Genomic DNA, 22,201 nt, shown 5'->3' on the forward strand with positions numbered 1-22,201 from the left:
ATTATTTTTTTACTGCTCTGTCTCCTTCCCGAATCCTCTGTTGGTACGGATTTGTCCCGAAGGGCTCACAATGTGGCAATCCGTGCCATTGTTAAAAATAATATTTATTTCAGCCCTTAGCCTTGTGGAATAATGCTTCGCATTAAAATTTCCGATTTTATTTCATAGGCTAAAGCTGAGGCACACATTACAAATGTGCGCCAGCAAGTGGCGCTATGAATTTATAATTTATACACTTTTTCCCCCGCTTCTTTTATCATATTCCTCAAATCTACCACCATATTTGTATGTTGCTGGATGAATTCCACATCAAAGGCCCTGTGGTTGGTAGTGAGCACCACAACGTCGGTATTTTCGAGCGTTTGGGCTGTCAGTTCCACTGATTTAAAGTGGTTTCCTTCGTTGGTGGTTACTTCGGGAATGTGCGGATCATGATAGCTTACAACTCCACCTTTGTGGGCTGTGATGTCCATGATTTCGAGTGCGGGAGATTCGCGCTCATCGTTGATATTGGGTTTGTAAGCCACACCGAGGAAGAGCACTTTGCTGCCATTGACGGCTTTTTTGTGGCGGTTGAGGGCGGTGGCTATTTTGATGTACATGTAATGCGGCATGCGCATGTTGATGTGCCCGGCGGTATGTATCATGGAGAGGTCGAAGTTGTATTTTTTGGCGATGTGCTCGAGGTAGAACGGGTCGAGCGGGATGCAGTGCCCGCCAATACCGGGACCTGGATAAAAGGGCTGGAAACCAAATGGCTTGGTGGCAGCAGCATCGATGACTTCCCAGATATTTATATCCATTTTTCCGGCCAGCAGTGCCAGCTCATTGATGAGGCTGATGTTGACGAGGCGGTAGGTATTCTCCAGAATTTTTACCATTTCGGCAATGCGGGGAGAACTTACCGGGTGAATTTGATCGATTGCTTTTTTGTAGAGTGCTTCACCAATTTCAAGGCCGTCGGGTGTCATGGCTCCCAATACTTTAGGGGTGTTGCGGGTGTGGAATGATTTATTGCCTGGATCGACGCGTTCGGGGGAGTAGGCGAGCCAGAAAGGAGCAGCCCCCCTCAATCCCCCCGAGGGGGGGAGGTCAGGATCGCCCTGCTCAGCGTAATACTCTTTATAGAGGGAGTTGTTCTTTGTTTCTTCCATTATAATGGGCAGCATCACTTCTTCGGTGGTGGTGGGGTAGGTGGTGCTTTCGAGGCTGATAAAGGTGCCGGGTTTCATGTAGCGGCCGATGTCGGTGCAGGCGGCTTCGATGTAGCTCATGTCGGGTTTTTTAAACCTGTCGAGTGGTGTGGGCACGGCAATGATGAGGGCATCGCACTCGGCCATTCGGCTGAAGTCGGTTGTGGCACTAAGTGATACATTGTCCACCACTTCTTTCAGCACGGCATCGCGGATGTCTTCAATGTAGTTACTGCCGTGGTTGATTTTGTCCACCTTGTCCGGGTTTTTGTCGAAGCCAATGGTTTTGATACCCGCTTCGGCGAAGTTTACTGCGAGGGGGAGGCCAACGTATCCGAGGCCGATAACTCCAACCACTTCTTTGTTGGTGGCAATTTTTTCGAGAATTTGTTTTTTGTAGTTCATGTATTAAATTGTTAAATGGTCAAATTGATAAAAGGTTAAATTGTTAACCCTGTGAAATGATGCTGCGCATCAAAATCTTCGATTTTATTTCACAGGATTTACCCTGTGAAATGATGCTGCGCATCAAAATCTTCGATTTTATTTCACAGGATTTACCCTGTGAAATGATGCTGCGCATCAAAATCTTCGATTTTATTTCACAGGATTTACCCTGTGAAATGATGCTGCGCATCAAAATCTTCGATTTTATTTCACAGGATTTACCCTGTGAAATGATGCTGCGCATCAAAATCTTCGATTTTATTTCACAGGATTTACCCTGTGAAATGATGCTGCGCATCAAAATCTTCGATTTTATTTCACAGGGTAAAGCTGAGGTGTGGATTTCCTCATTGAGATCACTTCATATCAAATTCGTACCAGTGCGGTTAATAGTGTGAAAAACAGGATATAATTACTACTGAATTTTTTGTGACTTTATATACAAGCCTGTGTTCCTGATTAATTATTCTACTCCAGTACCCTTTAAACTGATGCTTTAAAGCTTCAGGCTTGCCCAATCCATTGAATGGATTTCTGATAATATCGCGTATGAGGTCTCCAATTTTTAGCGCAATTTTCCGATCAGATTCAATCCAATGCTGATATTCCTTAAATGCTTCTGGAACAAATTCAATTGTTTTCATACCAGATCGCTGGCTTTTACAGAAATGGTTTTCTTTTTGTTTTCGTATTGAGCTATTCTTTCTTCCAGTACTTTTACGTATTCTGGATTGCTTAGAATATAATCTGTTGTATCAGCTGGTTGTATATTAATTTCTATCGTTTTATTTGGGAATAATTTTTTTATTCCTTCAATTAATTCCGGTGTAATTTCATTCGAATTTATTCTTATTGTTGTTTCCATGATAAAAGTTTTATTCAAATGTACTGAATAGAATAAAAAGTAGAGGTGAAATTGTTCCAAATAATACCTGGTCTAAAGTATAGGAGTTGGATCGAACCGGACTTCGGGAATGATTTTTTTTGTCATGTTACGCACGGTATCTTCCATATTTGGATTGGTGTTGTCAACCACCAGGAAAGGTTTGTTGGGCACTTCAAAAGGGGAAGATATTCCGGTGAAGTTTTTGATTTCGCCGGAGCGCGCTTTTTTGTATAATCCTTTTGGGTCGCGCTGTTCGCATATTTCAATGGGCGTGTCCACAAAAATTTCGAGGAAGTCGTCTTCGCCGATAATTTCTTTGGCCATTTCGCGCATTTCCCGTGTTGGGCTGATGAAGGCGCAGATTAAAATAATGCCGCAGTTCATGAAGAGTTTTGAGACCTCTGCAATCCGGCGGATGTTTTCCATGCGGTCTTCTTCTGTAAATTTCAGGTTTTTGTTGATGCCTGACCGCACGTTGTCGCCATCGAGGATTTGGCAAAAGTAGTTGAGTTCAAACAACCGTTTCTCCAGCATGCTGGCCAGGGTGGTTTTCCCGGAGCCGGAGAGACCTGTAAACCAGATCACTTTTGCTTTCTGTTTTAAATAAATTTCTTTCGCTGTGCGGTCTTTAATTTTGTCGAATGTTGTATAAATATTTTTGTCCATAATTTTATTGTTAAATGAATATCCGTAAAGTGTCATGTTTATTAATTGCACGTCATGCTGTCTGCCAGCTGGCGGATCAGGGGTGTGCGAGGGGGTTGATTTTTGTCGCTTCTATTGAATTTTAATTAAGGTATAAAGAAAATTAAATCAGCATTTTCTACTTTTTTAAAATCTTTATCTGCTGTAATTAGTGGCATATTAAGCCACAAAGAAGTTGCCATTATAATACTATCAGGCAGTTTTAAAGAATAATTTTTTTCTTAACAGAATAGCAGTTTCTTTAATCCCGGGAGTGATATCAATTACCGTGCATTCTTCAATGAAATGTTTAATATTTTTACTTCCGAGAAGTTCAAGCTGTGTGATAAATGAGATAAACAAACTTTTTTGCTCGAGAATTGGAATTAGTGTTTCTTCTCCATTTAGAAAATAAAGTATCACATTTGTATCCAGAAGAACATTATTCCCATTCATTACGCCATTTTTTTTGCATTTCCAGCGGGTCTTCCTCTAATGAAATGGAACCACAATATTTTTTTAGATCCAGGCCTTTCGTTTTCGTCTTTCTTTTTTTCAGAACATCAATAATTTTTTTCCGGGATGTTCCTTTTTTTATCGTTGTAACCATATTGTTTGTTTTAAGCAAATATAATAATTTTGGAATTAGTTTTAATTAGCTGCGAGTTGTCCTGATGCGCAACGCTATCCCTGATTTTGGAACCCTGAGTCGCTACTTTTTCGGGACAGACAGACATTAATTTATCCATCGACATTCCATACGCTGTGCGGTATTTAATGCGGTCGAATACAGGGTGGATGTTGTTCATGATGTATTTTTTAATGTAATTTTATTAATTGATGTACTTTTGTCTTAACACAAAAGTACCAAAAAGTCAAGGCTGAAAATCTTTTTCGGACGGGTGCCCAGTCTTTTGTCCTCTCACGCGATTCTAAACTCATTATTCACATAATTGCCTACTGCTACTGAAAATTGCCTCCTTCTCATTCAGAATGGCCAGAAATACGGGATGAGCCACATGCTGACAAAAAACGCGATAAGCTGCATGGGGGCACCGATGCGCAGGAAATCGCCACGGGTATATTTTCCGAATCCTTTTATGAGCAGGTTTGCCCGGTAACCACCGGCAGTCATGAAGCTGGCGGCGCCGGCAATGGCAATGGCCACGAAAAAAGGCTGCGGGTTCACTTCGAGCAGCTGAGCTGCAATAACCGCCACCGGAAATACCAGTGCCACCGCGGCATTGTTGGTAATAATCTCGGTAAGTATGGTGGTGGTAATGTAAATAACAGCAAGCACTCCCACAGGGCCAAGTGAATTGACAAAATTCACTGCATCCTGTGCATAGGCCTGGGCAATACCTGAATTCTGAATACCTTTGTTTATGGCAAACGCCGATGCAATGGCAATAACCATGTCCCAGCTCACCGAGCGGGTGTAATTCTCGTGAGGCAGTATTTTTAGCCATACCAGCAGAACGGCAGCCAGGGAAACATACACGAGAATGTTCAGGCGCATTCCGTAGCTGTACGATACAATTTCGTTGATGACAATACCGGCCACCATCGCAGTGAGGATAATAAGTGCCGTCCAGCGTTGCAGCGAATTTCTCTTGACGTAATGGTCGCGCACATAGTTCACCAGGTAAAACATGGTGGACGACTCCCAGGTTTCAATGAATTTATCGCCGGCCAGCAGCACCACATTATCGCCTACTTCCAGTTTCAGGTTGTTGAGGCTGGCAGTAATCGGTTCGCCGTTACGGTGCACAGCCAGGATAACTGCATTGAAATGGTTGAAAAAATCAAATTCCTTCACGGTTTGCCCGAGGCCACTGAAGCGTGGAGAAAGCACAACTTCATATTGTTTTAGGTTTTCCGGTTTTTCATGGCGCAGGTAGTCGATTCCTTTAATTTCAATTTCTTTGTGTGAAAGAATATAGTTGAGGCTCTGCGCATCGCCTTTTACCAGTATTTCGTCTCCTTCCTGCAACTTAATATTTTTTGTTTCCAGAGGAATAAGCTTATTGTCGCGTTCAATACTGTGTACTTCGAGGCGACTGAGGCCCGGCAACCGTTGGCCTTCCAGTTCACGGCCTGCTAACTGGCTGTTTTGGGGCAGCACCAGATTGTAGTAGTAATCTTTGGCTTCGGTATTTATTTTTTGGGGTTTTATTTTTTTTCCGGGCAGCAAAACATTTCCGAAAACGGCCATATAGACAAAACCGATGAAGGCAATTATTCCGCCCACTTTAGCCAGTTCAAAAAGGTGAAGCCCACTAAAGCCGTTTTCTATCATCAAACCATGCACCACCAGGTTGGAGGAGGTGCCGATGAGGGAACACATTCCCCCGAAAATGGCAGCATAGGAGAGCGGAATCAGAAATTTTTTGCTCGATATTTTCAGCCCGTCGGCCCAGCGTATGAGCACCGGTGAAATATTCACCACAATGGGCAGGTTATTGAGAAAAGCCGACATGAAGGCCACCGGAACCATGAGACGCGGCAGAAGAAATGCCATGGGGTTTCTCTTTCGGGGAAGGTAAGCCTGGGCCAGCCGGGTTATCAGTCCCGATTGACGGATGGCTTCGTTCACCCAAAACAGTACAACGATGATGATAACCCCGTTGTTTGAAAATCCTGCAATGAGTTCCTGGTCGGTAATAATACCTGTGGCCATAAAAATGGCTGCCGCGCTGAAGAGAATCAGCCCGGGACGCATGGCCCGCAGCAGAAAGGCAACGATTAGAAATACCAGCGCGATTATTACTATCCAGGAATCGAAAGTCATGGTTTATTTTACTATGAAATGCGGATTGAGCAGATTCTTTTTATTGTAGCTGAGTTCTTTTTCAAGACTGGTAAACCAGAGTTTTTTGCCGCTGGCGTTGGCAATGGCGTGGCCGGCAGCTGTGTCCCACTCCATAGTGGGGCCAAAACGCGGATATTCTTCGGCAATTCCTTCGGCAACCATGCAAATTTTTAATGAACTCCCCTTTGAAATGATGTTGATTTGCGGATGTTCTATTTTTCGTTGTTCGATGTATTCACGTGTTTCAGCGTTGGCGTGCGAGCGGCTTCCCACAATGGTGTAGCCAGAATTTTGAATCTCAAGTGGTAATTTGGTTCCCCCATTTTTCACAGTCTGAAACGATGCATCTTCAGGTGTTTTCTCCAGTTTCCAGGCCCCTTGTTGTATATCTCCAACATAAAGTACATTCGTAACCGGAACATAAATGACTCCCAAAACAGGTTGGTTATTTGAAATGAGTGCGATATTCACTGTAAATTCGCCGTTGCGTTTAATAAATTCTTTGGTTCCGTCGAGCGGATCAACCATCCAGAAGGTTTCCCAGTTTTTCCGTTCATCAAAGGTAATATCGCGGCCTTCTTCGCTTAAAACAGGCAGACCTGTGGTTTTTAACAGCTGGTTTATAACGTGGTGGCTGGCTTTGTCGGCAACAGTGAGCGGCGAATTGTCAGCTTTTCGTTCAACCGAAAAGTTGGCTTCAGGGGCATTGTAAATTTTTAGTATTTCGTGGCCGGCTTTTATGGCCGCTTTTATGGCAGTGTTGAGCATGATGAATTGTTAAATTGTTAAACGGTTAAATTGTAAAAATTGAAAGCACTGTTGAATTACGAAATTGTGGAGTTGGCGGGGGTATTATTGATCCTGTTTCCAGATGAGCAGTGCCGGTTTCTGGTTGAAAATTTGCTGCATTTGGTCGGCGGTAAGTAGAATATACCGGATTTTCCTGTCGATTAGTTCCTGGGCTTTTTCTACCAAATCGCCAATAAAATTGTTGTCGAGATTTTTGCCCACCAGCACCAGGTCTATGATTTTTGAATCGCGGCCTTTGGCAAAATCCCCAGTCACATAAGCTGCTTCCAGGTCGCCAATCTGGCTGGTAATGCGATCAATAATTTTATCGATACCAATGAATTTTTTCAGGATATTGTTCACATCGTTGTAAAGCGGATGTTCTGTATTGGCCTGAAAATATTTGCGGTTGCCCACGTATTCCGACTTTAACATGCCCGCCTCTTCAAACCGGTTGAGCTCAATCCGGATGGCATTCGACGACTCCCCAAATTCCTTTTCCAAACTTCGCAGGTAACTTTTGGTCTGGCTGTTGAAAAAGAATTTCAGCAGCAGTTTAATGCGGGTTTTGGATGTAATTAATGATTCAATCATTTGCAATGATAATATTTGAGTGTGCTTGTAATTAGGGTTTTATGGTTTTGTTTCCTGTGGTTTTCTTACAGCTCCGCCCCCTCAGTTACATAAAGCAGCCCGAGCAGGTTGAATGGATGTTTAAAATTGAATAAAATAACTACTCAATTTTGAGTGCTAATATAAAAATGAATTTGGGAAATTTTTAAACTTTAACTGATTCTTTTTATGAAAAAATGGCACCGATGTAAATTAACAAGCAATTTGTAATTGTAATGGGCATTTGTTACTCGGTAAGTTCAAGGAACCAATTCACAGATGCAAGGCCGATAGGAATAATCCCATCCCTGTGATCCAAGCCGGGTAAGGGATATATTTCAACCTGGTTTGCACCGGCACCGAGAAATTCCTGGTAGATGTTTTGCGAAACCTGTGCGGGCACAAAATCATCGTCCTGGCCATGGTAAATACGAGTGGGCACTGAAGTGCCCCAGGCGTTAATACTGTTGGCCTCCAGGGTTTCCATCAGGGAATTGTAAATGGAATCGGTGGCATAATTTTCAATGTAATTGGCATTGAACAAATCCTCGACAGAAGTTGTGAGTTGAGCGTTAATTTCTTCGCCCGATTTTGATCCGTCGTAAAGGGTGGAAATTTTATCAGCATAGGGTTCGTTAAACACGGTGTCGGTTGGAGTTGTAACATCGCCAAGATTGGTGTAGCTGTTTAGCATGTAGCCGGTAAAATAAGGCATGGGATATTCGGTTTGACTTAGAATGTATTCGTTAATGTAGCTGAGGTCGTACGGTCCGGCTCCGCAGGCACTTGCTTTTAGGTTAAATTCGTTTGAAAACTGTTGTTCAATTGCTTTCTGTACCTGCATGGTAGCCCAGCCGCCTTGCGAATAGCCGCTAATGTACAGGTCGTTTTTGAGGTCAATATCGAGGTAGTTGGTTGCCAACTCTTCCACTGCGCGCAGCATGTCGAGCACGCTCTGAACGGTTGATTCCTTGTCCAGGTAGGGATGAAACATATTGTCGGAAGCCCCGAAGCCGAGGTAGTCGGGAATTGAAATGACAAATCCGGTGGAAGCCACAAATTCGAGCATCTGGTAAAGTTCATTATTTGGATTTACTGAAGGGGCCTGGCTGTGCAGTGTGTTGGTTCCGTTTTGGTAGCTCATTATCGGGAAAGTGCCTTCGCCCATGGGGAAACAAACCAGTCCGGATGCCAGTTTGGGGTTCCCCTGAAAAGTAGTGGAGTACGTTATTTTATAAACCATAATTCCGTGTTCCGCACGATTTTTTATGGGGGAAATAGCAGGCGCAACTGCCGGGTATTCTTCTGAAATCTTGTCGAAAGCCTGATTCACAAATACAGGAAGGTATGATTTTACATTTTCGTAGCTAACCAAATATTCATTAACCGGTTCGTCGTCATCGTTGTTAAATAAATTGTGGCAGGCTGAAAAGGAAAATATTAAAAGGCTCAATAATAGTGTTTTGGTAAGTGTATTGAATTTTATCTTCATGTCTTTATTTTTTACATTTATTTTTTCAAAGTTACGCAAAAAGAATTGTTGCCGGAAAGCTTCCCTGTAAAAATAGCTGACAGCATACTTGATTTTAACGTATATTTTATCCTAATCGTATTCGTTATGTTGAACTATTTCTTTGGTTCTATGCCCAACACTTTTTTGGTGCCGGAATAGATCGATTTCCACCAGTAGTTAATAATGGAGCGTTTGATATCGCGCTCGTAATAAATGGGAGCCGGTTCGAGTTCACCTTTTTTGGGATTCTGTGAATTGAGTATCATTTTATTGGCCCAGAATGAAGCGAAACCGGCTTTCCCCTGTTCACTGCTGTTGTATTCCATTACGGCAATTTTTAAATCGTTGTACCCCATATACAGCAATCCTGACGAGTTTGTGGCGTTGAGTTCCAGTTTAAATTCCAGGCGGTTTAAATTTCCGGTCTCAATTATCATGGGGGAAGCCCTTCCGAGCATTTTATTAATTGGGGTTAGCGGCATAGGTGCAAGGGAGCCTTTAACGGTGTGATAATAATCGTGGCTTGTCATGTCGAAATTAAAACGGGCGCTCAGCGTCGATTGATTGTAGAGTTCGGCCCGTGCATCGATGATGAAATTGTTGTGCTGTTGCAGCACTTCCGCAATGTTGGTAAACTGCCCGCCATTTAGCGTGAGGTTACCAAAATCTACAAACCCAGGCTCGTCGCTGGTACCCAGCAGTTCGCTGTACCTGATGTGCGAAGGCATCAAAACTATGGAATCGAACACGAATGGCTGCCTGATGTTTTTTATCAGATCCTGCGGCCAGGGTGGGCGTTGTTGCTGGTTAAACGGATAGCGTTTATTCCGGTAAATATTGAGCCGGGCCGGGCCGATTTTCAGCATTTCGGCATCCAGAATGTTATCGTTTAACCACCTGCGTTCGTTAATTCCCTGCAACTGGGCAAAATCTATGGTGGCCTGCACCACATCTGTCTGATAACCGTCCTTTTTGGGGAATTTTTCTTTATCAATCAGTGGTTCAATGGCAAGGTTGGTGAGCAACACCTGGTGCCGCGATGAGTTGTAGGTTAACGAACCGGCACTGAACCGGTAACGGTTGTCATTGCTTTTGGTTTGCAGGCCGGTTGTGGAAATCTCAAATGCTGCCGAGTTTAAAAAGTTGGAGGGCGGCTGGTTTTCGGCAATCAAAATGTCATTAAAACTAAGATTGATTTTATTGTTGAACAGCTCTTTTTTCAACCAGTTGAGGTTGAGTTCTGCATTGGTAAGGCTGAGGTTGTTCACTTTAATCTGGTTTAAAAGTGGTTCCACATACGGATACAAATCGAGGGTTTGCAGAAACTCGATGGTATCATTTTGAATTTGTTTGTTGATTTCAATATCTACAGAAGGGGTCTGAATATCTATCTTTTCAAAATTAAAGTTGCTTTGCTTCAATGCTGTTGCCAGGTCGAAACCGGTAAATTCGATTTTTGGGGCCGAAATGGAAAAGCGATTATTGCCGGGGCCGGTCATGAAGGGATCAATTTGCAAATTTCCTATTGAAATTGTTTTCAAGTCCCGGTTAAAATTCAGTGAACCTGCAGAAAAATTGTGGTCTTCGCCCAAAGGTGCTTTAAAATCGGAAATGTTTAAAAGAATGTTGCTGCTCAATATTTGTGCTTGTTGCTGTTCGTTGTTTTCCAGCACCAATCCGGGCATCGACAGGCTAAAGCTGAAGTTGGCCACGGCCCGGTGGTCAATGCCTTTGGTTGCGTAGGTAACCACATTTGCATCGCTGATTTTGAGTTCGTTGAGGTGCAGTGACTGAAGGAAAGCGGGAAGCGGGAATTGGTATTTGTTTAAGTCCAGCGGTTTGGCTTTGTCCGTTTGCCTGTACACCTGGAATCTGGGCGAAACAAGTTCCAGAAGTTCAATGTTGGGCTGCCTCGAATAGTAGGCTTCAGGAAAATTAAAATCGCTTATGATCAGCTCCGGAATGGCCACTTGGAAAGTTGTTGCCAGTTCATGGTAATTTTCGGTTGTAATTCCGGGATAAAGCAGGGCATCTTTAACGCTCACCAGCGAGTTCGCCGAAGAAAGTCTAATCTCCCCGGCCTTCAGGATATGCACACTGTCAGAAAGCTCAAACTGCTGGTCTTTAATGGTTACATCAAAATTGTCGGAAAAAAATAACCGCTGTTTCCCAATTTCATTTTTATTCAGCCTGAATTTATCGAGCGATGCTGAAAATTCATTATCGAACGATATGGTTTTTCCATTGCGGGTGTGGTTTACCCAGGTCAGTTTGCCGTTTGGTGCCGAAAATTTGTTGATGTCGAAATCTTCAATGTAATTGAATACCAGTTGGTAAAATTCGGTAAAATCCGTGGTTTCTCCGGTTTTGCGCAGGGTGCCAAAGTTTTCAAAATAGATTTTTGGGGTCGAAATTTTAAAGTGATCTATTTTTAGTTTTTTATTGAAAAAGGCATCGTTCAGCCGGACGTTATTCAGGCTGATTTCAGGAATTGAAATGTTGTACAGTTCCGAACGGTTGTACTGTTCCATTGTGGTTATGGAAACATTGTTTATAACCGGTTGTAGTTTCAGGTTTTCAATCTGAACATGCTGGTTGGTACTTGAAATTGTTGCCTGCCCGATTTCCAGTTTGTGCAAATCGTCAACCAGCTGCATCTCGTAATCTGAAAAGTGAAGGTCGAAATTGGTGGCAAAGAAAAATTTGTCGGTACGTTGCCGGCTGGTCGAGTCGAGCGAAAAATCGGTGAGGCTGAAAGTGAAGTCGGTTTCGAAATAACCTTCCAGTTTTTCGTTGCGGTGGTTTTCAATGTTCAGTTTCCCTTTATCAATGTAAGCCAGGTTGGAATAAACACCCTCGAGATAGTCGGTTACCAGTTCGTAGAGCAATCCTGTCTCTTCCTGTTTTTTTTGCTTTTCCCGGTCGATATGATATTTCAGCTGTACATCAGGTTTCTGAATTTCAATTTTGGAGGTAGGCAAACTCCTTGTATGGTAGAGGTTTCGCAGGTTTACATTTTCAATATTCAGCGCTTCGCATGCAATGTTAACTTCGGTACGCGATTGCATTTCCTGTTGTATTCCAGGAGAAATTTTAATGTTATAGGCACCCAGCTGATCCGAATATGTGGAAACAACGAGTGAGTCGGCCCTGAAATCGTGCTGATTGTCTTCCAGCCTAAGGTAATAATCGCTTACTCGCATTTCAATTTCATCGGAATGAAGCAGTTTTTCAGTGTTTTGTGCCGATGTGGAATCAAGTGCAAATCCATTCAGGGTAATATCTATTGCGCCGAATTGTTGCTGATAGCTGGTATAATCAGGCTGTCGAAAAATTTCGAGCCGGGCACTTGTAAGTTGAAAACTGTCCACTTCCATTTTGGTAAACTGATTTTGAATGAGGGTGTACAAGTCGAACCGGTTAAGGTCCTCCAGATTAAGCCGGTCCGGATTTTCTTTCTGAAAGAACCGTATATTCGGATTTTTGAACTCCAGGAAACTGATTTTCAGTGAGTCGTTGAGGGCGAAGTGGGTAATGCTCCGGCTTTTTACATATACTTCGGGCACGTCAACTTCGTACAGGTTTTTTGCCGTGTTGCGGTAAAGCGGGGCCAGCCGGAATCCAACCGCCCTTATGTCGGTCGATTTCAGAGAGTAAGCCAGGGTGTCAATATTTACGAAGTGGAGGCTGTCGCCCATTTCATTGTTGAAATCGGTGATTTTTACCAGCACATCATCGGTTTTAAAGAAATGGGTTTGGTGAAAAATCATGGCTGTGTCAGTATGGAAACCAAGCACTTCCAGCGAAACCTGATCAGTTCCCGAAACGAGTGCTGAATCGCCGGCAGGGCCATACAATCCGAAACTTGCATCGGTAAATTCAATTTGCCTGATGTTGATTTCATTTAAATAATTGCTGATAAAGGGCCTGGTTTGGGCAAGTATCATTTCGGCCATTTGTTCTGAGTTGCTTTGCGCCAGTTCATCACCTGCCAGTGAAACTTCAGGTTTTTCAACACTGACTTTCCGGCACAAAAATGCTTTGTTGCGGAGCAGTTTTCTGAATTTTATTCCCTCAAATTCAATGCTTTTTGCCCGAACAGAATAGGTGGTTTTTCCTGTTGAATCCTGTACCGCCTTTGCTGAAAAATCTTCATCGGGGACAAAGCTCACCTCATGAAATTTAATCGAAAATGGCCAATATTTCCGTTCGATTTTTTGAATGCTTAAATGATAGTTTCCACCCGATTTTTCAGTTACAAATTTGGTGAGTTTTTTATTGGCGAAGCCGGGCAAAAGAATCCACACCACAATGGCTGCAACTACAACTAAAAGCGCAGTGGTGGTTAGTATCAAGCCTGAAATCTTCCGTATTTTTTTTGCCGTTTCGGTCATTTAATAAATAACGTTACAAACATAAAGATATTAGAATTTTTTTAGGGTTGCTTCAACCGGAAAAAAAATACCCGGGTTCAAAAATTATTTGAGTTTTGTGGGCTAACTTTTTCGGCTTAAAAATCGGAGGAACTTCGTGGCTGACTGAATATTATTGTTATTTTTACAAACAATAGAGCAGTTTCTGTTTTATACATTGACCCGGAAATTTTTTAATACTACGTCCGGTGATTGCGCTAAGTGAAGTAACACTGCTTTATAGTTTGCTTATAAACTGAAAAACTATTAAACCGAAATAAAATGAAACAGTTAGTTGTATTTGCTGCTTTGTTTTTCATGTGTTTATCGCTGCAATCCCAACCTGTTAAAATAATGCTGATTACCGGCGGTCACTCTTACGACACGCTTCAGTTTTTTCAACTTTTTGATGCACTTGATAGCATTGAGTATGAACATTTCCATCAGCCGGCGGCCAATAAAGCCATTGCCGAAGGTGCTGCCCAAAACTTTGATGTGCTGGTTTTTTACGATATGTGGCAACCCATTTCTGAAAAGGAAAAGCAGGCTTATATCGATTTAACCTCACAAGGTAAACCTTTCCTGTTTTTTCACCATTCCATCGTATCGTACCAGAACTGGGACGAGTTTGAAAAAATAATCGGTGGCCGGTACGTGGAAAAAGCAGAGGGAATTCCGCCGGAAAAATTTTCGACTTACAAACACGATGTGTGGGTTGATATTGAGGTTGTCGATTCGCAACATCCGGTTACCAAAGGCTTTCATGATTTCAGGCTGTTTGATGAAGTGTATGGAAATTACCGTGTATTACCCGATGTAACGCCTTTGCTGAAAACCAGCCATCCCGAAAGTTCACCGATTATTGGCTGGGAGAATAAATACAATAACTCAACCATTGTGTACCTTCAACCAGGGCATGATTATCATACTTATGAATCTTCGGCTTATCGCCGGTTAATTTCACAGGCTATTGAATACCTTGCTGAAAAGAATAATTAAGGATGAATTTTAATTTTATTTACTAACTGTTATTTCCAAATTGAGAACAGATGACAGCTCATAAAAATTTGATACATAGTTTAGATTCCCGTATAGAATATATCAACGATGCTTACCAAAACGTTCTTAGAACAGCCGATAAAGATTCGAAGGGAAAAGCAAACATAAATTTCAGAACTGAGATTGCTTTTTTTATTCATTTCATAAAAAATAATTATTTGACCCAAACTTTGTTTGAAGAATTGCTTAAGTACAACGATACTATAGATTTATCAGAAAAGTATGTCAATTCAATTATTAAAACAATTGAGCATTTAAGACAAATTTCTCGATTATTAAAAGAGCATCAAGATTTTAAAAAATTCAAAGTTGAGTGCAATGGTGGATGGAAAAATCCCTTTAATGATCATAGACCTATTGAAGTAAGTTTGCTTTTAGACAAAATTGAAAAAATACCAGAATTTATTTCTTCAAAAAAAATTGAATTCATTAATAAAAATTATAGTATTCTTGTTTCCATTTATGAACGATGGGAAGACCACATCAAGACATCCGATTTAACTGAAATTGTCACTGAATTAAATAATTGTAGGAAAGAATTGTTTGTTCTGGAACACTTAACGGGATTTCAAAAAGAATATATTGGAGCAAATAGTGCAATTAGGTTGAATCATCTATATAATGCAATTTTCCCTATGCATCTTCCACAAAGTGCAAGTGAAGGTATATTCGAGAATTTGATAGTTTCGGGTACAGACTTTGAAAATGATGAACAATATTTAAGTGATTGCAAAAAATTACAAAATTATATTATTCAGAAACTTGATGAGGGCTTTTCCATTGACATAACAATCAAAAATTTTATCGCATTCATGGAGAATTATAGAAATGCTTCTGATTATCATGAAGGAGAGAGACAGTTGCAAAAAGAATTTGAAATGTATTTATTTAATAAAGGATATTTTCCACTGTCGGAGGTTCAACTGAAAAATGCTAGGATTGATACCTTAGCTACAAATGATACAAATGCATTTCTCATTGAATATAAACAAATTTTACGAGTTAAATCCCAAATTGCTTTACAATCAGCATTAAAAGAAAAAATAAAATCAGCATTTACCCAATGTGATATTTATTCAAAAAGGTTAAATGCTAATCCAATGCTTCAAAAGATAGTTTATGTAATGATTTTTACGTCAAAATATTTCATTTTTAAAAATGGTAATACAATTATAAATTACAACGGATTGACTTTTAGTTTTCATTCTGTCTATCTGGGAGATGAAAACCCATCTAAAATAAAGAAACCATTGATTTATGATATTGAAACAATACTGAATGAAATATAATAAATTGATAAGTGAAATTCAAACTTAAAATCAAAATTATGGAAAATGTGAATGTAAACCGAACGAGACTTTTTGTGGCGAGCTGCCTGGCGTTGTTGGTAACAGCCATCACTTTTGCCATCCGAGCCAGAATCGCATCTGTTTTTACCGATGATTATGGATTATCCCCCGAGGAGGTTGGCCGCGCTTTGGCACCTGCATTCTGGGGATTTGCCGTGGCGATGTTCGCCGGCGGTTATATTATTGATATTGTTAAAACCCGTACCATTGTTTGGCTGGCATTCGGCCTGCATTTAGTGGGAATTGTGCTGCTGCTTTTAGCAAAAGATTACACTTCATTGTTTCTTGCCAATGTGTTAATAGGGCTTGGAAACGGCAGTGTGGAAGCTGCCTGTAATCCGCTGGTAACGGCACTCTATCCTGAGAAGAAATCGAAAATGCTGAACCGGTTTCATGTGTGGTTCCCGGGAGGAATCGTCATCGGCAGTTTGCTTGCAGCAATTGTAATGGACAGTCTGAATTTGCCGTGGCAGGTATTGGTTGGCCTGTTGTTTATTCCGCTTGCTATCTACGGATTCCTGTTTTTCGGTCAGAAAATCCCGGAAACCGAACGTGTTGCCTCCGGGGTGAGTTATAAAGAGATGATGCGCAATGTAGGTGCTCCGATTACAATAACACTTGCTGTAATTTTTATGATACTGGTTGCCAATGTTTCGTCCATTTCTCATGCCATTACTGCAAATTATTCTGTGCCGTTAATAATCATTGCCGTAATTGCTGTCTTTATAATTATTGAAGGAAAAGCCGTTAACAAAATAACACTGCTGTTTCCTTTCATATTTGCCTGCATGCTGCTTACCGCCTCAACAGAACTGGGGACCACACAATTTATTGAACTTTTACTGGCAGATAAAGGGATTCATCCCATGATAATTCTGGCGGTGGTGACCGGTTTAATGGCGGTGGGCCGTTATTTTGCCGGCGGTTTAATTCATCGTTTAAATACACCGGGTGTTCTCCTGGGGTCTGCAGTTATTTCAGTTGCCGGATTGCTGTTGCTGAGTGTAACCAACGGACCTGTTTTAACCGTTCTTTCAGCCGCTGTATTTGCCGTTGGTGTGTGTTATTTCTGGCCCACAATGATTGGCGCTGCAGCAGAATATACACCCAAAACCGGAGCGTTGGGAATGTCGATTCTGGGAGGAGCCGGGTTTGTGGCCACCTCAATGGTGCTGCCTATTATGGGCGAGTCAATAGGCACGTCCGGGGCACAGGTAACACTACGAAATATGGCCATTTTGCCGGTAATCCTTGTAGTGCTGTTCATTATTTTTTCTATTTGGATAAAGAATAAAAAACAGAATGCTCCTGAGGAGGAAGCAGTTGTGCGATAAAATGTTTTGAAGAGGTTGTTTCCTGGGTTACAATAACCGGAAGCAACCTTTTCTTTTTTGTTTGAATTTTACAAAACTGAAATATGTTGTATGTACTTTTAATCGGGCTGGCAGCCGGGGCAATTGCTGGTTTAATTGTGCGGGGCAAAGGCTATGGTTGTTTGCTGAATATTGTAATTGGAATTATCGGAGCTGTTGTTGGTAACTGGCTCCTTCCTGAAATGGGAATTTACATCCGCCACGGAATTATCGGTACGCTTGTTACTGCTGTTATAGGTGCCATTGTTTTCCTGTTTGCGGTGAACTTGCTGAAAAAGATTCTGGAATCATAACACATCCGTCAAGCGGTTTTACCCGTCAAGCGGTTCCAACCGCTCGACGGATATTTTCAAATTTTCTATTTTTCCAGCTTCTCTTTTATCTGATTCAGCACTTTAATGTGGCTGTATTCTGAACAATGCCCTGCCATTGGAGAAAAGTGAATTACTGCATCCGATTCAGGATTGGTTTTTGTTCTCAGCATTTCGTCAAAAGCCCGCAGCGCAGGATTGAGGAAAAAGTTGTCCATGTCGCCCATCCAAATCCAGATTTTACCTTGTATTTTCGGGCCGAGCGTTTCCCAGTTGGTATCCACGTAATGTTTCAAATCGTATTTACGCCAGTGTTCTGCTACTTCGTGGTCAATCTCACCGGTTTCAGGATCGAACAGCGCCACCGGCAATCCGTTTTTTCCCCTGGGGCTGAACAGTGCGGTGAATGCACCAAACTGCCCGCCCGAAGTAGTGTAGGTGTTGTTCCATCCCAGCGTACTTTCATGCTGAATAAACGCTTTTTGCGAAACCGCCGGCTCACCGGTAACGTCGCGTATAATTGGCCGCAGGTAACCGTATTCGTTGTAAAAAGCATTTTTATCGCGATAAATGTTAATGAGCTGGCAGTTTTCAAAGTCCACCTGGTCGGGGCTATAGGAAAAACAGCCGCCAAAGAAGTCGGGGTAAAAAAGCTGCAATGCCAATGAAACCCAGCCACCGGTGCTGCATCCGTCGAGAAATCGTGTTTCTGGTGTTCCGAGAGCCCGGTATTTATTTTCGATGTACGGAATCAGCTCCTCGGTCAATGCAGTTCCGTATGGGCCGCTGTTTTCGGAGTTGAGCTGGTAACAATCGCCAAACGGGCCTTCGCCATCGAGAAAAACATTTATCACCTCGGGTGATTCATCCGATTGCCACCAGTCCATGAAGTTGGTGTCCCATTCCACAAAGCGGTTGGCCCGCGTGTAGCGGCCGCCGTATCCGGCAATGCTGTAACGCACCGGGAAATGCTTTTCCGGTTCATCGTGAAATGCGGGCGGCAGCAGAACGGCGGCTTTTAACCGCATCTCTTTGCCCCACCATTCGGTCAGTATTTCGCTTTTTATGTTTACCTCTTTCAGTAACTTGTGTTTTGCCAGTTCCTGCGGTGGAATACTATTTTCCAGCGAGAGTTCTACATCCAGGTTGCCCGAAAGTTGAATCCGCATTACCTGGCTGTACAGGTTTCCTGCGGCATTTATGTGTGAGGCTTCGCGGTTCTGATCCCATAAAACCTGCAGCCTGTAATTCCCGTCGGGGATTTCATCCAGCGAAATGGATTTCGACCGGGATAGTTCGGCTGAACTATTGAACGTGAATATTTCGCCAGCCTTCCAGTTTTCAATATTGGTAGCAAATATTTGGGTTGAACCGCCCGGCGAGCTACTCAGGCGGGGCTCGCGACCACTGCTTTCTGCTATAAAAAGAAAAATCCGGCCTTCGGGTTTTGTATTCGTTTTTAATTCTTCAGAAATCCATGTTTTTACAGTGAGTGAACTGGTTTGGGCGATCAGGAACCGGGCAGTGAAAAAGGTAATTATAAAGAGAAGTAGCAGCTTTGTTTTCATTTTTGATACACCTTTATTTAAAAATGATAAATGTACAAATAATCATTTTCGGTTGCCGTGAAATTAATAAAGTTGGCAGAAAGTTAAACTTCCTGTTCATATTTGAATTATTGAAATCTAAAATAGCGAATAGTTTTATATTTGTGAATAAGTTGAATTTTAACACTTAAAAGATGACCGAATTTAAATACCAAAAACCATTTCCCATTCAGAAAGATGATACGAAATATAAGTTGCTTTCCAAAGATTATGTTTCAATCAGTGAACTGGATGGCCGTAAAATTTTAAAAGTTGATCCGAAAGGCCTGGAACTGCTGGCACGCGAAGCAATTTCAGACGTGTCGTTTTACCTGAGGCCCGCCCATCTGCAAAAGCTGGCGGATATTCTGAAAGATCCGGAAGCCACGGATAACGACCGTTTTGTGGCGCATACCATGCTGTTGAACCAGGTGGTATCGGCAGAAGGTGAACTTCCCACTTGTCAGGATACGGGAACAGCCATTGTAATTGGCAAAAAGGGCGAGAATGTATTTACCGGAGCCAACGATGCCAAACATTTGTCGCAGGGAATTTATGATGTGTATAAAGATAAAAACCTGAGGTATTCGCAGGTAGTTCCGTTTACCATGACCGAAGAAAAAAACACCGGAACCAATCTGCCTGCGCAAATCGATATTTATGCCGAAGAAGGCGACAGTTACGAGTTTTTATTTGTAACCAAAGGAGGAGGTTCAGGAAATAAAACTTTCCTGTACCAGCAAACCAAATCGTTGCTTACCGAAGAAAACCTGACGAAATTTGTGAAAGAAAAGATTATGGATTTGGGAACTTCGGCTTGCCCGCCTTACCATTTAGCGCTGGTTATCGGAGGTACTTCGGCCGAAGCTACACTGGCCACAGTAAAAAAAGCCTCTGCCGGATATTATGACAACCTGCCTACCGAAGGCAACGAAGGCGGCCAGGCGTTCCGCGACCTGGAGTGGGAAAAGAGAGTGGAGCAGATTTGCCGTGAGAGCGGAGTGGGAGCGCAGTTTGGCGGAAAATATTTTGTGCACGATGTGCGTGTAATCCGTTTGCCGCGCCACGCAGCTTCCTGTCCGGTTGGTTTGGGTGTGAGTTGCAGTGCCGACCGCAACGTCAAAGCCAAAATTAACGCCGAGGGTATTTTCCTGGAAGAGCTGGAGAAAAATCCGGCAAGGTTCCTGCCCAAAGAAGCACCTCATTTACAGCCGGCGGTGGATATCGACCTCGATCGCCCAATGGAGGAAGTACGCAAAGAGTTATCGAAACATCCTGTAAAAACAAGGCTGAATCTTAGCGGAACGTTGATTGTGGCCCGCGATATTGCGCATGCCCGCATCAAAAAAATGCTCGACGAAGGTAAACCGATGCCCGATTATTTCAAAGAACACCCGGTATATTATGCCGGCCCGGCCAAAACGCCAAAAGGCATGGCTTCCGGTAGTTTTGGACCAACCACGGCAGGGCGAATGGATCCGTATGTGGATGAATTCCAAAGTCAGGGCGGCTCGCTTATGATGCTGGCCAAAGGCAACCGTTCGCAGCAGGTTACCGATGCCTGTAAAAAACATGGCGGTTTCTACCTCGGTTCCATCGGCGGACCGGCAGCTATCCTGGCCAAAGACAGCATTAAATCGGTTGAGGTAATCGATTTTGAAGAGCTGGGGATGGAAGCTGTTCGAAAAATTAAAGTGGAGAATTTCCCCGCCTTCATCATCGTTGATAACAAAGGGAACGATTTTTTTCAACAGCTTTAAGGTTTACAATAAAATTATTACTGGGGAGATTCCGGCGGACAGGCCCGCCTTCATCATCGTTGATAACAAAGGGAATGACTTCTTCAAACAGTTATAAATCAAGGTAATAAATGGCAGGCTTGTTTGGTTGGTTTCAGTCGGGCAGGCCCGCCTTCATCATAGTAGATGACAAAGGGAATGACTTTTTTAAGCAGTTGTAAATCAAAGTAATAAATGGCGGGCTTGTTTGGTTGGTTTCAGTCGGGCAGGCCTGCCTGAATGACGCAGTCGGGCAGGCCCGCCTTCATCATTGTTGATAACAAAGGGAACGATTTCTTTCAACAGCTTTAAGGTTTACAATAAAATTATTACTGGGGAGATTCCGGCGGACAGGCCCGCCTTCATCATCGTTGATAACAAAGGGAATGACTTCTTCAAGCAGTTATAAATCAAGGTAATAAATGGCAGGCTTGTTTGGTTGGTTTCAGTCGGGCAGGCCCGCCTTCATCATTGTGGACGACAAAGAGAACGATTTTTGAATTTCAGCAACGTTTTCCTGACGAAAATGCCTGTTATGAATATCTCATTGAATTGAAATTGGAGAATGGTTTTGTTAGCCCAAATTGTGGACATATCAACTATTGTAAGGGGAAGCGCAAATATGACCGCCAGTGTACCAGTTGCCACCGAATAGTATGCCTATCAAGCGGAATTCTGTTCCATCAGTTGAAGTTTTCGATATTGAAAGCATTTTATATCAGGTAAACGCCATTTCCCCTGAACGGGTATTTTTTTAATGAATCAGGAAAATGAACGGTGTCGAAAAATTCACCGGTATAGTCGAGGAAAGTGCCAAAATGCATAATTTCTCTTTTGATGGTACGCACGTATTTTATGGTTACCAGGTTGCCGGTCATTTTTACCTTCCGGCCGATATTATTTGCGAGGTCTCTGGCCATTATTTGCCCCCTGAAGCTGGTTTGCAGCATATCAAAATTGTTTACGCTCAGCGGGAACCCCAGCAGTTCAATTTCATCGTAAGCGTCTTCCAGCTTTTCATGCTGAAATGCCGGCAACTGAAACTTTTTATGTTCGCTGCCAAACAGGCTAGGTGTGTGGTGTTGTTTTGCAGGTTTTTTCAGGTGCAAATGAGCTTCCCACAAAAGCTGTGATTTGCCGGGGCTTTTTTGCAGCTGATCCTGATTTCATAAAACCAGTTCCAAAACCGGTTAATTTTTCAGAATTATCCTCATCACACTTTCAGCCCGGATTATTCACAAATAATCCCTATCTCTCCCGATGACTATCGGGACGACTAAGATTCAGTAAAACTTTTTTTAAAAAAGTTCAACTTCATCTAAGTCGGGATTAACCTGAACTTTATTCATATTTTTAAAATTTATGAATAGTTCAGTCTCTCCAAAAGTGGCTTTTTC

General features: G+C 42.4%; 21 protein-coding genes and 1 pseudogene. 7 read left to right on the plus strand and 15 right to left on the minus strand.

What is annotated here, in order from left to right; genetic code table 11:
* Window positions 1–221: 221 nt before the first annotated feature.
* On the minus strand, window positions 222–1,598 hold the full coding sequence (locus BUC07_RS17145) for a nucleotide sugar dehydrogenase (protein ID WP_073172536.1): 1,377 nt from the start codon (window positions 1,596–1,598) through the stop codon (window positions 222–224).
* Window positions 1,599–1,654: 56 nt separating this feature from the next.
* Between BUC07_RS17145 and BUC07_RS17150 the strand changes: the two genes are divergently transcribed.
* Window positions 1,655–2,038, plus strand: coding sequence for a hypothetical protein (locus BUC07_RS17150; protein WP_073172539.1), 384 nt, complete (start codon window positions 1,655–1,657; stop codon window positions 2,036–2,038).
* On the opposite strand, the gene BUC07_RS17155 is transcribed toward BUC07_RS17150, so the two are convergent.
* The 12 genes from BUC07_RS17155 to BUC07_RS17195 form a co-directional block, all read right to left on the minus strand.
* Complete coding sequence (locus tag BUC07_RS17155; RefSeq protein ID WP_073172542.1) at window positions 2,027–2,284, minus strand: Txe/YoeB family addiction module toxin; 258 nt, start codon at window positions 2,282–2,284, stop codon at window positions 2,027–2,029. The genes BUC07_RS17150 and BUC07_RS17155 overlap by 12 nt on opposite strands.
* The gene (locus tag BUC07_RS17160; RefSeq protein WP_073172546.1) at window positions 2,281–2,505 is read right to left on the minus strand and encodes a hypothetical protein; all 225 of its coding nucleotides are present in this window, start codon (window positions 2,503–2,505) and stop codon (window positions 2,281–2,283) included. Before BUC07_RS17160 ends, BUC07_RS17155 begins: the two co-directional genes overlap by 4 nt.
* Before the next feature lie 72 nt (window positions 2,506–2,577).
* On the minus strand, window positions 2,578–3,192 hold the full coding sequence (cysC, locus tag BUC07_RS17165) for an adenylyl-sulfate kinase (protein WP_083578323.1): 615 nt from the start codon (window positions 3,190–3,192) through the stop codon (window positions 2,578–2,580).
* A gap of 125 nt (window positions 3,193–3,317) precedes the next feature.
* A complete protein-coding gene (locus BUC07_RS21685; protein WP_217652724.1) occupies window positions 3,318–3,413 on the minus strand; it encodes a hypothetical protein in 96 nt (31 codons plus the stop codon).
* Window positions 3,414–3,423: 10 nt separating this feature from the next.
* A complete protein-coding gene (locus tag BUC07_RS17170; RefSeq protein ID WP_217652725.1) occupies window positions 3,424–3,666 on the minus strand; it encodes a PIN domain-containing protein in 243 nt (80 codons plus the stop codon).
* The gene (locus tag BUC07_RS20985) at window positions 3,653–3,820 is read right to left on the minus strand and encodes a hypothetical protein (protein WP_175552560.1); all 168 of its coding nucleotides are present in this window, start codon (window positions 3,818–3,820) and stop codon (window positions 3,653–3,655) included. The genes BUC07_RS17170 and BUC07_RS20985 overlap by 14 nt, the downstream gene beginning before the upstream one ends.
* Before the next feature lie 10 nt (window positions 3,821–3,830).
* A complete protein-coding gene (locus BUC07_RS20720; RefSeq protein ID WP_139279626.1) occupies window positions 3,831–4,019 on the minus strand; it encodes a hypothetical protein in 189 nt (62 codons plus the stop codon).
* Window positions 4,020–4,198: 179 nt separating this feature from the next.
* Complete coding sequence (locus BUC07_RS17175; RefSeq protein ID WP_073172552.1) at window positions 4,199–6,001, minus strand: SLC13 family permease; 1,803 nt, start codon at window positions 5,999–6,001, stop codon at window positions 4,199–4,201.
* 3 nt (window positions 6,002–6,004) lie between these two features.
* Complete coding sequence (cysQ, locus tag BUC07_RS17180; RefSeq protein WP_073172555.1) at window positions 6,005–6,790, minus strand: 3'(2'),5'-bisphosphate nucleotidase CysQ; 786 nt, start codon at window positions 6,788–6,790, stop codon at window positions 6,005–6,007.
* Between the two features lie 84 nt (window positions 6,791–6,874).
* Complete coding sequence (locus BUC07_RS17185) at window positions 6,875–7,405, minus strand: transcriptional regulator (RefSeq protein ID WP_073172558.1); 531 nt, start codon at window positions 7,403–7,405, stop codon at window positions 6,875–6,877.
* A gap of 265 nt (window positions 7,406–7,670) precedes the next feature.
* On the minus strand, window positions 7,671–8,915 hold the full coding sequence (locus tag BUC07_RS17190; protein WP_139279627.1) for an alpha/beta hydrolase family protein: 1,245 nt from the start codon (window positions 8,913–8,915) through the stop codon (window positions 7,671–7,673).
* Between the two features lie 134 nt (window positions 8,916–9,049).
* Window positions 9,050–13,330, minus strand: coding sequence for a hypothetical protein (locus BUC07_RS17195; RefSeq protein ID WP_073172564.1), 4,281 nt, complete (start codon window positions 13,328–13,330; stop codon window positions 9,050–9,052).
* A gap of 300 nt (window positions 13,331–13,630) precedes the next feature.
* Between BUC07_RS17195 and BUC07_RS17200 the strand changes: the two genes are divergently transcribed.
* From BUC07_RS17200 to BUC07_RS17215, 4 genes are all read left to right on the plus strand, one after another.
* A complete protein-coding gene (locus BUC07_RS17200; RefSeq protein ID WP_073172567.1) occupies window positions 13,631–14,347 on the plus strand; it encodes a ThuA domain-containing protein in 717 nt (238 codons plus the stop codon).
* Window positions 14,348–14,397: 50 nt separating this feature from the next.
* Window positions 14,398–15,696, plus strand: coding sequence for a hypothetical protein (locus BUC07_RS17205; protein ID WP_073172571.1), 1,299 nt, complete (start codon window positions 14,398–14,400; stop codon window positions 15,694–15,696).
* 38 nt (window positions 15,697–15,734) lie between these two features.
* Window positions 15,735–17,090, plus strand: coding sequence for an MFS transporter (locus tag BUC07_RS17210; protein ID WP_073172591.1), 1,356 nt, complete (start codon window positions 15,735–15,737; stop codon window positions 17,088–17,090).
* Between the two features lie 83 nt (window positions 17,091–17,173).
* A complete protein-coding gene (locus BUC07_RS17215) occupies window positions 17,174–17,422 on the plus strand; it encodes a GlsB/YeaQ/YmgE family stress response membrane protein (RefSeq protein ID WP_073172574.1) in 249 nt (82 codons plus the stop codon).
* A gap of 65 nt (window positions 17,423–17,487) precedes the next feature.
* On the opposite strand, the gene BUC07_RS17220 is transcribed toward BUC07_RS17215, so the two are convergent.
* The gene (locus tag BUC07_RS17220; RefSeq protein ID WP_073172577.1) at window positions 17,488–19,008 is read right to left on the minus strand and encodes an alpha/beta hydrolase; all 1,521 of its coding nucleotides are present in this window, start codon (window positions 19,006–19,008) and stop codon (window positions 17,488–17,490) included.
* 173 nt (window positions 19,009–19,181) lie between these two features.
* Here BUC07_RS17220 and BUC07_RS17225 point away from each other — a divergent pair, with 173 nt between their 5' ends.
* Entirely contained in the window at window positions 19,182–20,786 is a 1,605-nt protein-coding gene (locus tag BUC07_RS17225; protein ID WP_073172579.1) for a fumarate hydratase, read from the plus strand.
* A gap of 453 nt (window positions 20,787–21,239) precedes the next feature.
* Window positions 21,240–21,524, plus strand: a pseudogene (locus BUC07_RS20725) (transposase); the annotation flags it as partial.
* Here BUC07_RS20725 and BUC07_RS17235 read toward each other — a convergent pair.
* Window positions 21,518–21,928 (minus strand): hypothetical protein, encoded by a 411-nt coding sequence (locus BUC07_RS17235; protein WP_139279628.1) that lies wholly within the window; start codon window positions 21,926–21,928, stop codon window positions 21,518–21,520. The pseudogene BUC07_RS20725 and the gene BUC07_RS17235 overlap by 7 nt on opposite strands.
* Window positions 21,929–22,201: the final 273 nt, after the last annotated feature.

It is taken from the genome of Tangfeifania diversioriginum (assembly GCF_900141875.1).
In the GTDB taxonomy this organism is placed as follows: Bacteria; Bacteroidota; Bacteroidia; order Bacteroidales; family Prolixibacteraceae; genus Tangfeifania; species Tangfeifania diversioriginum.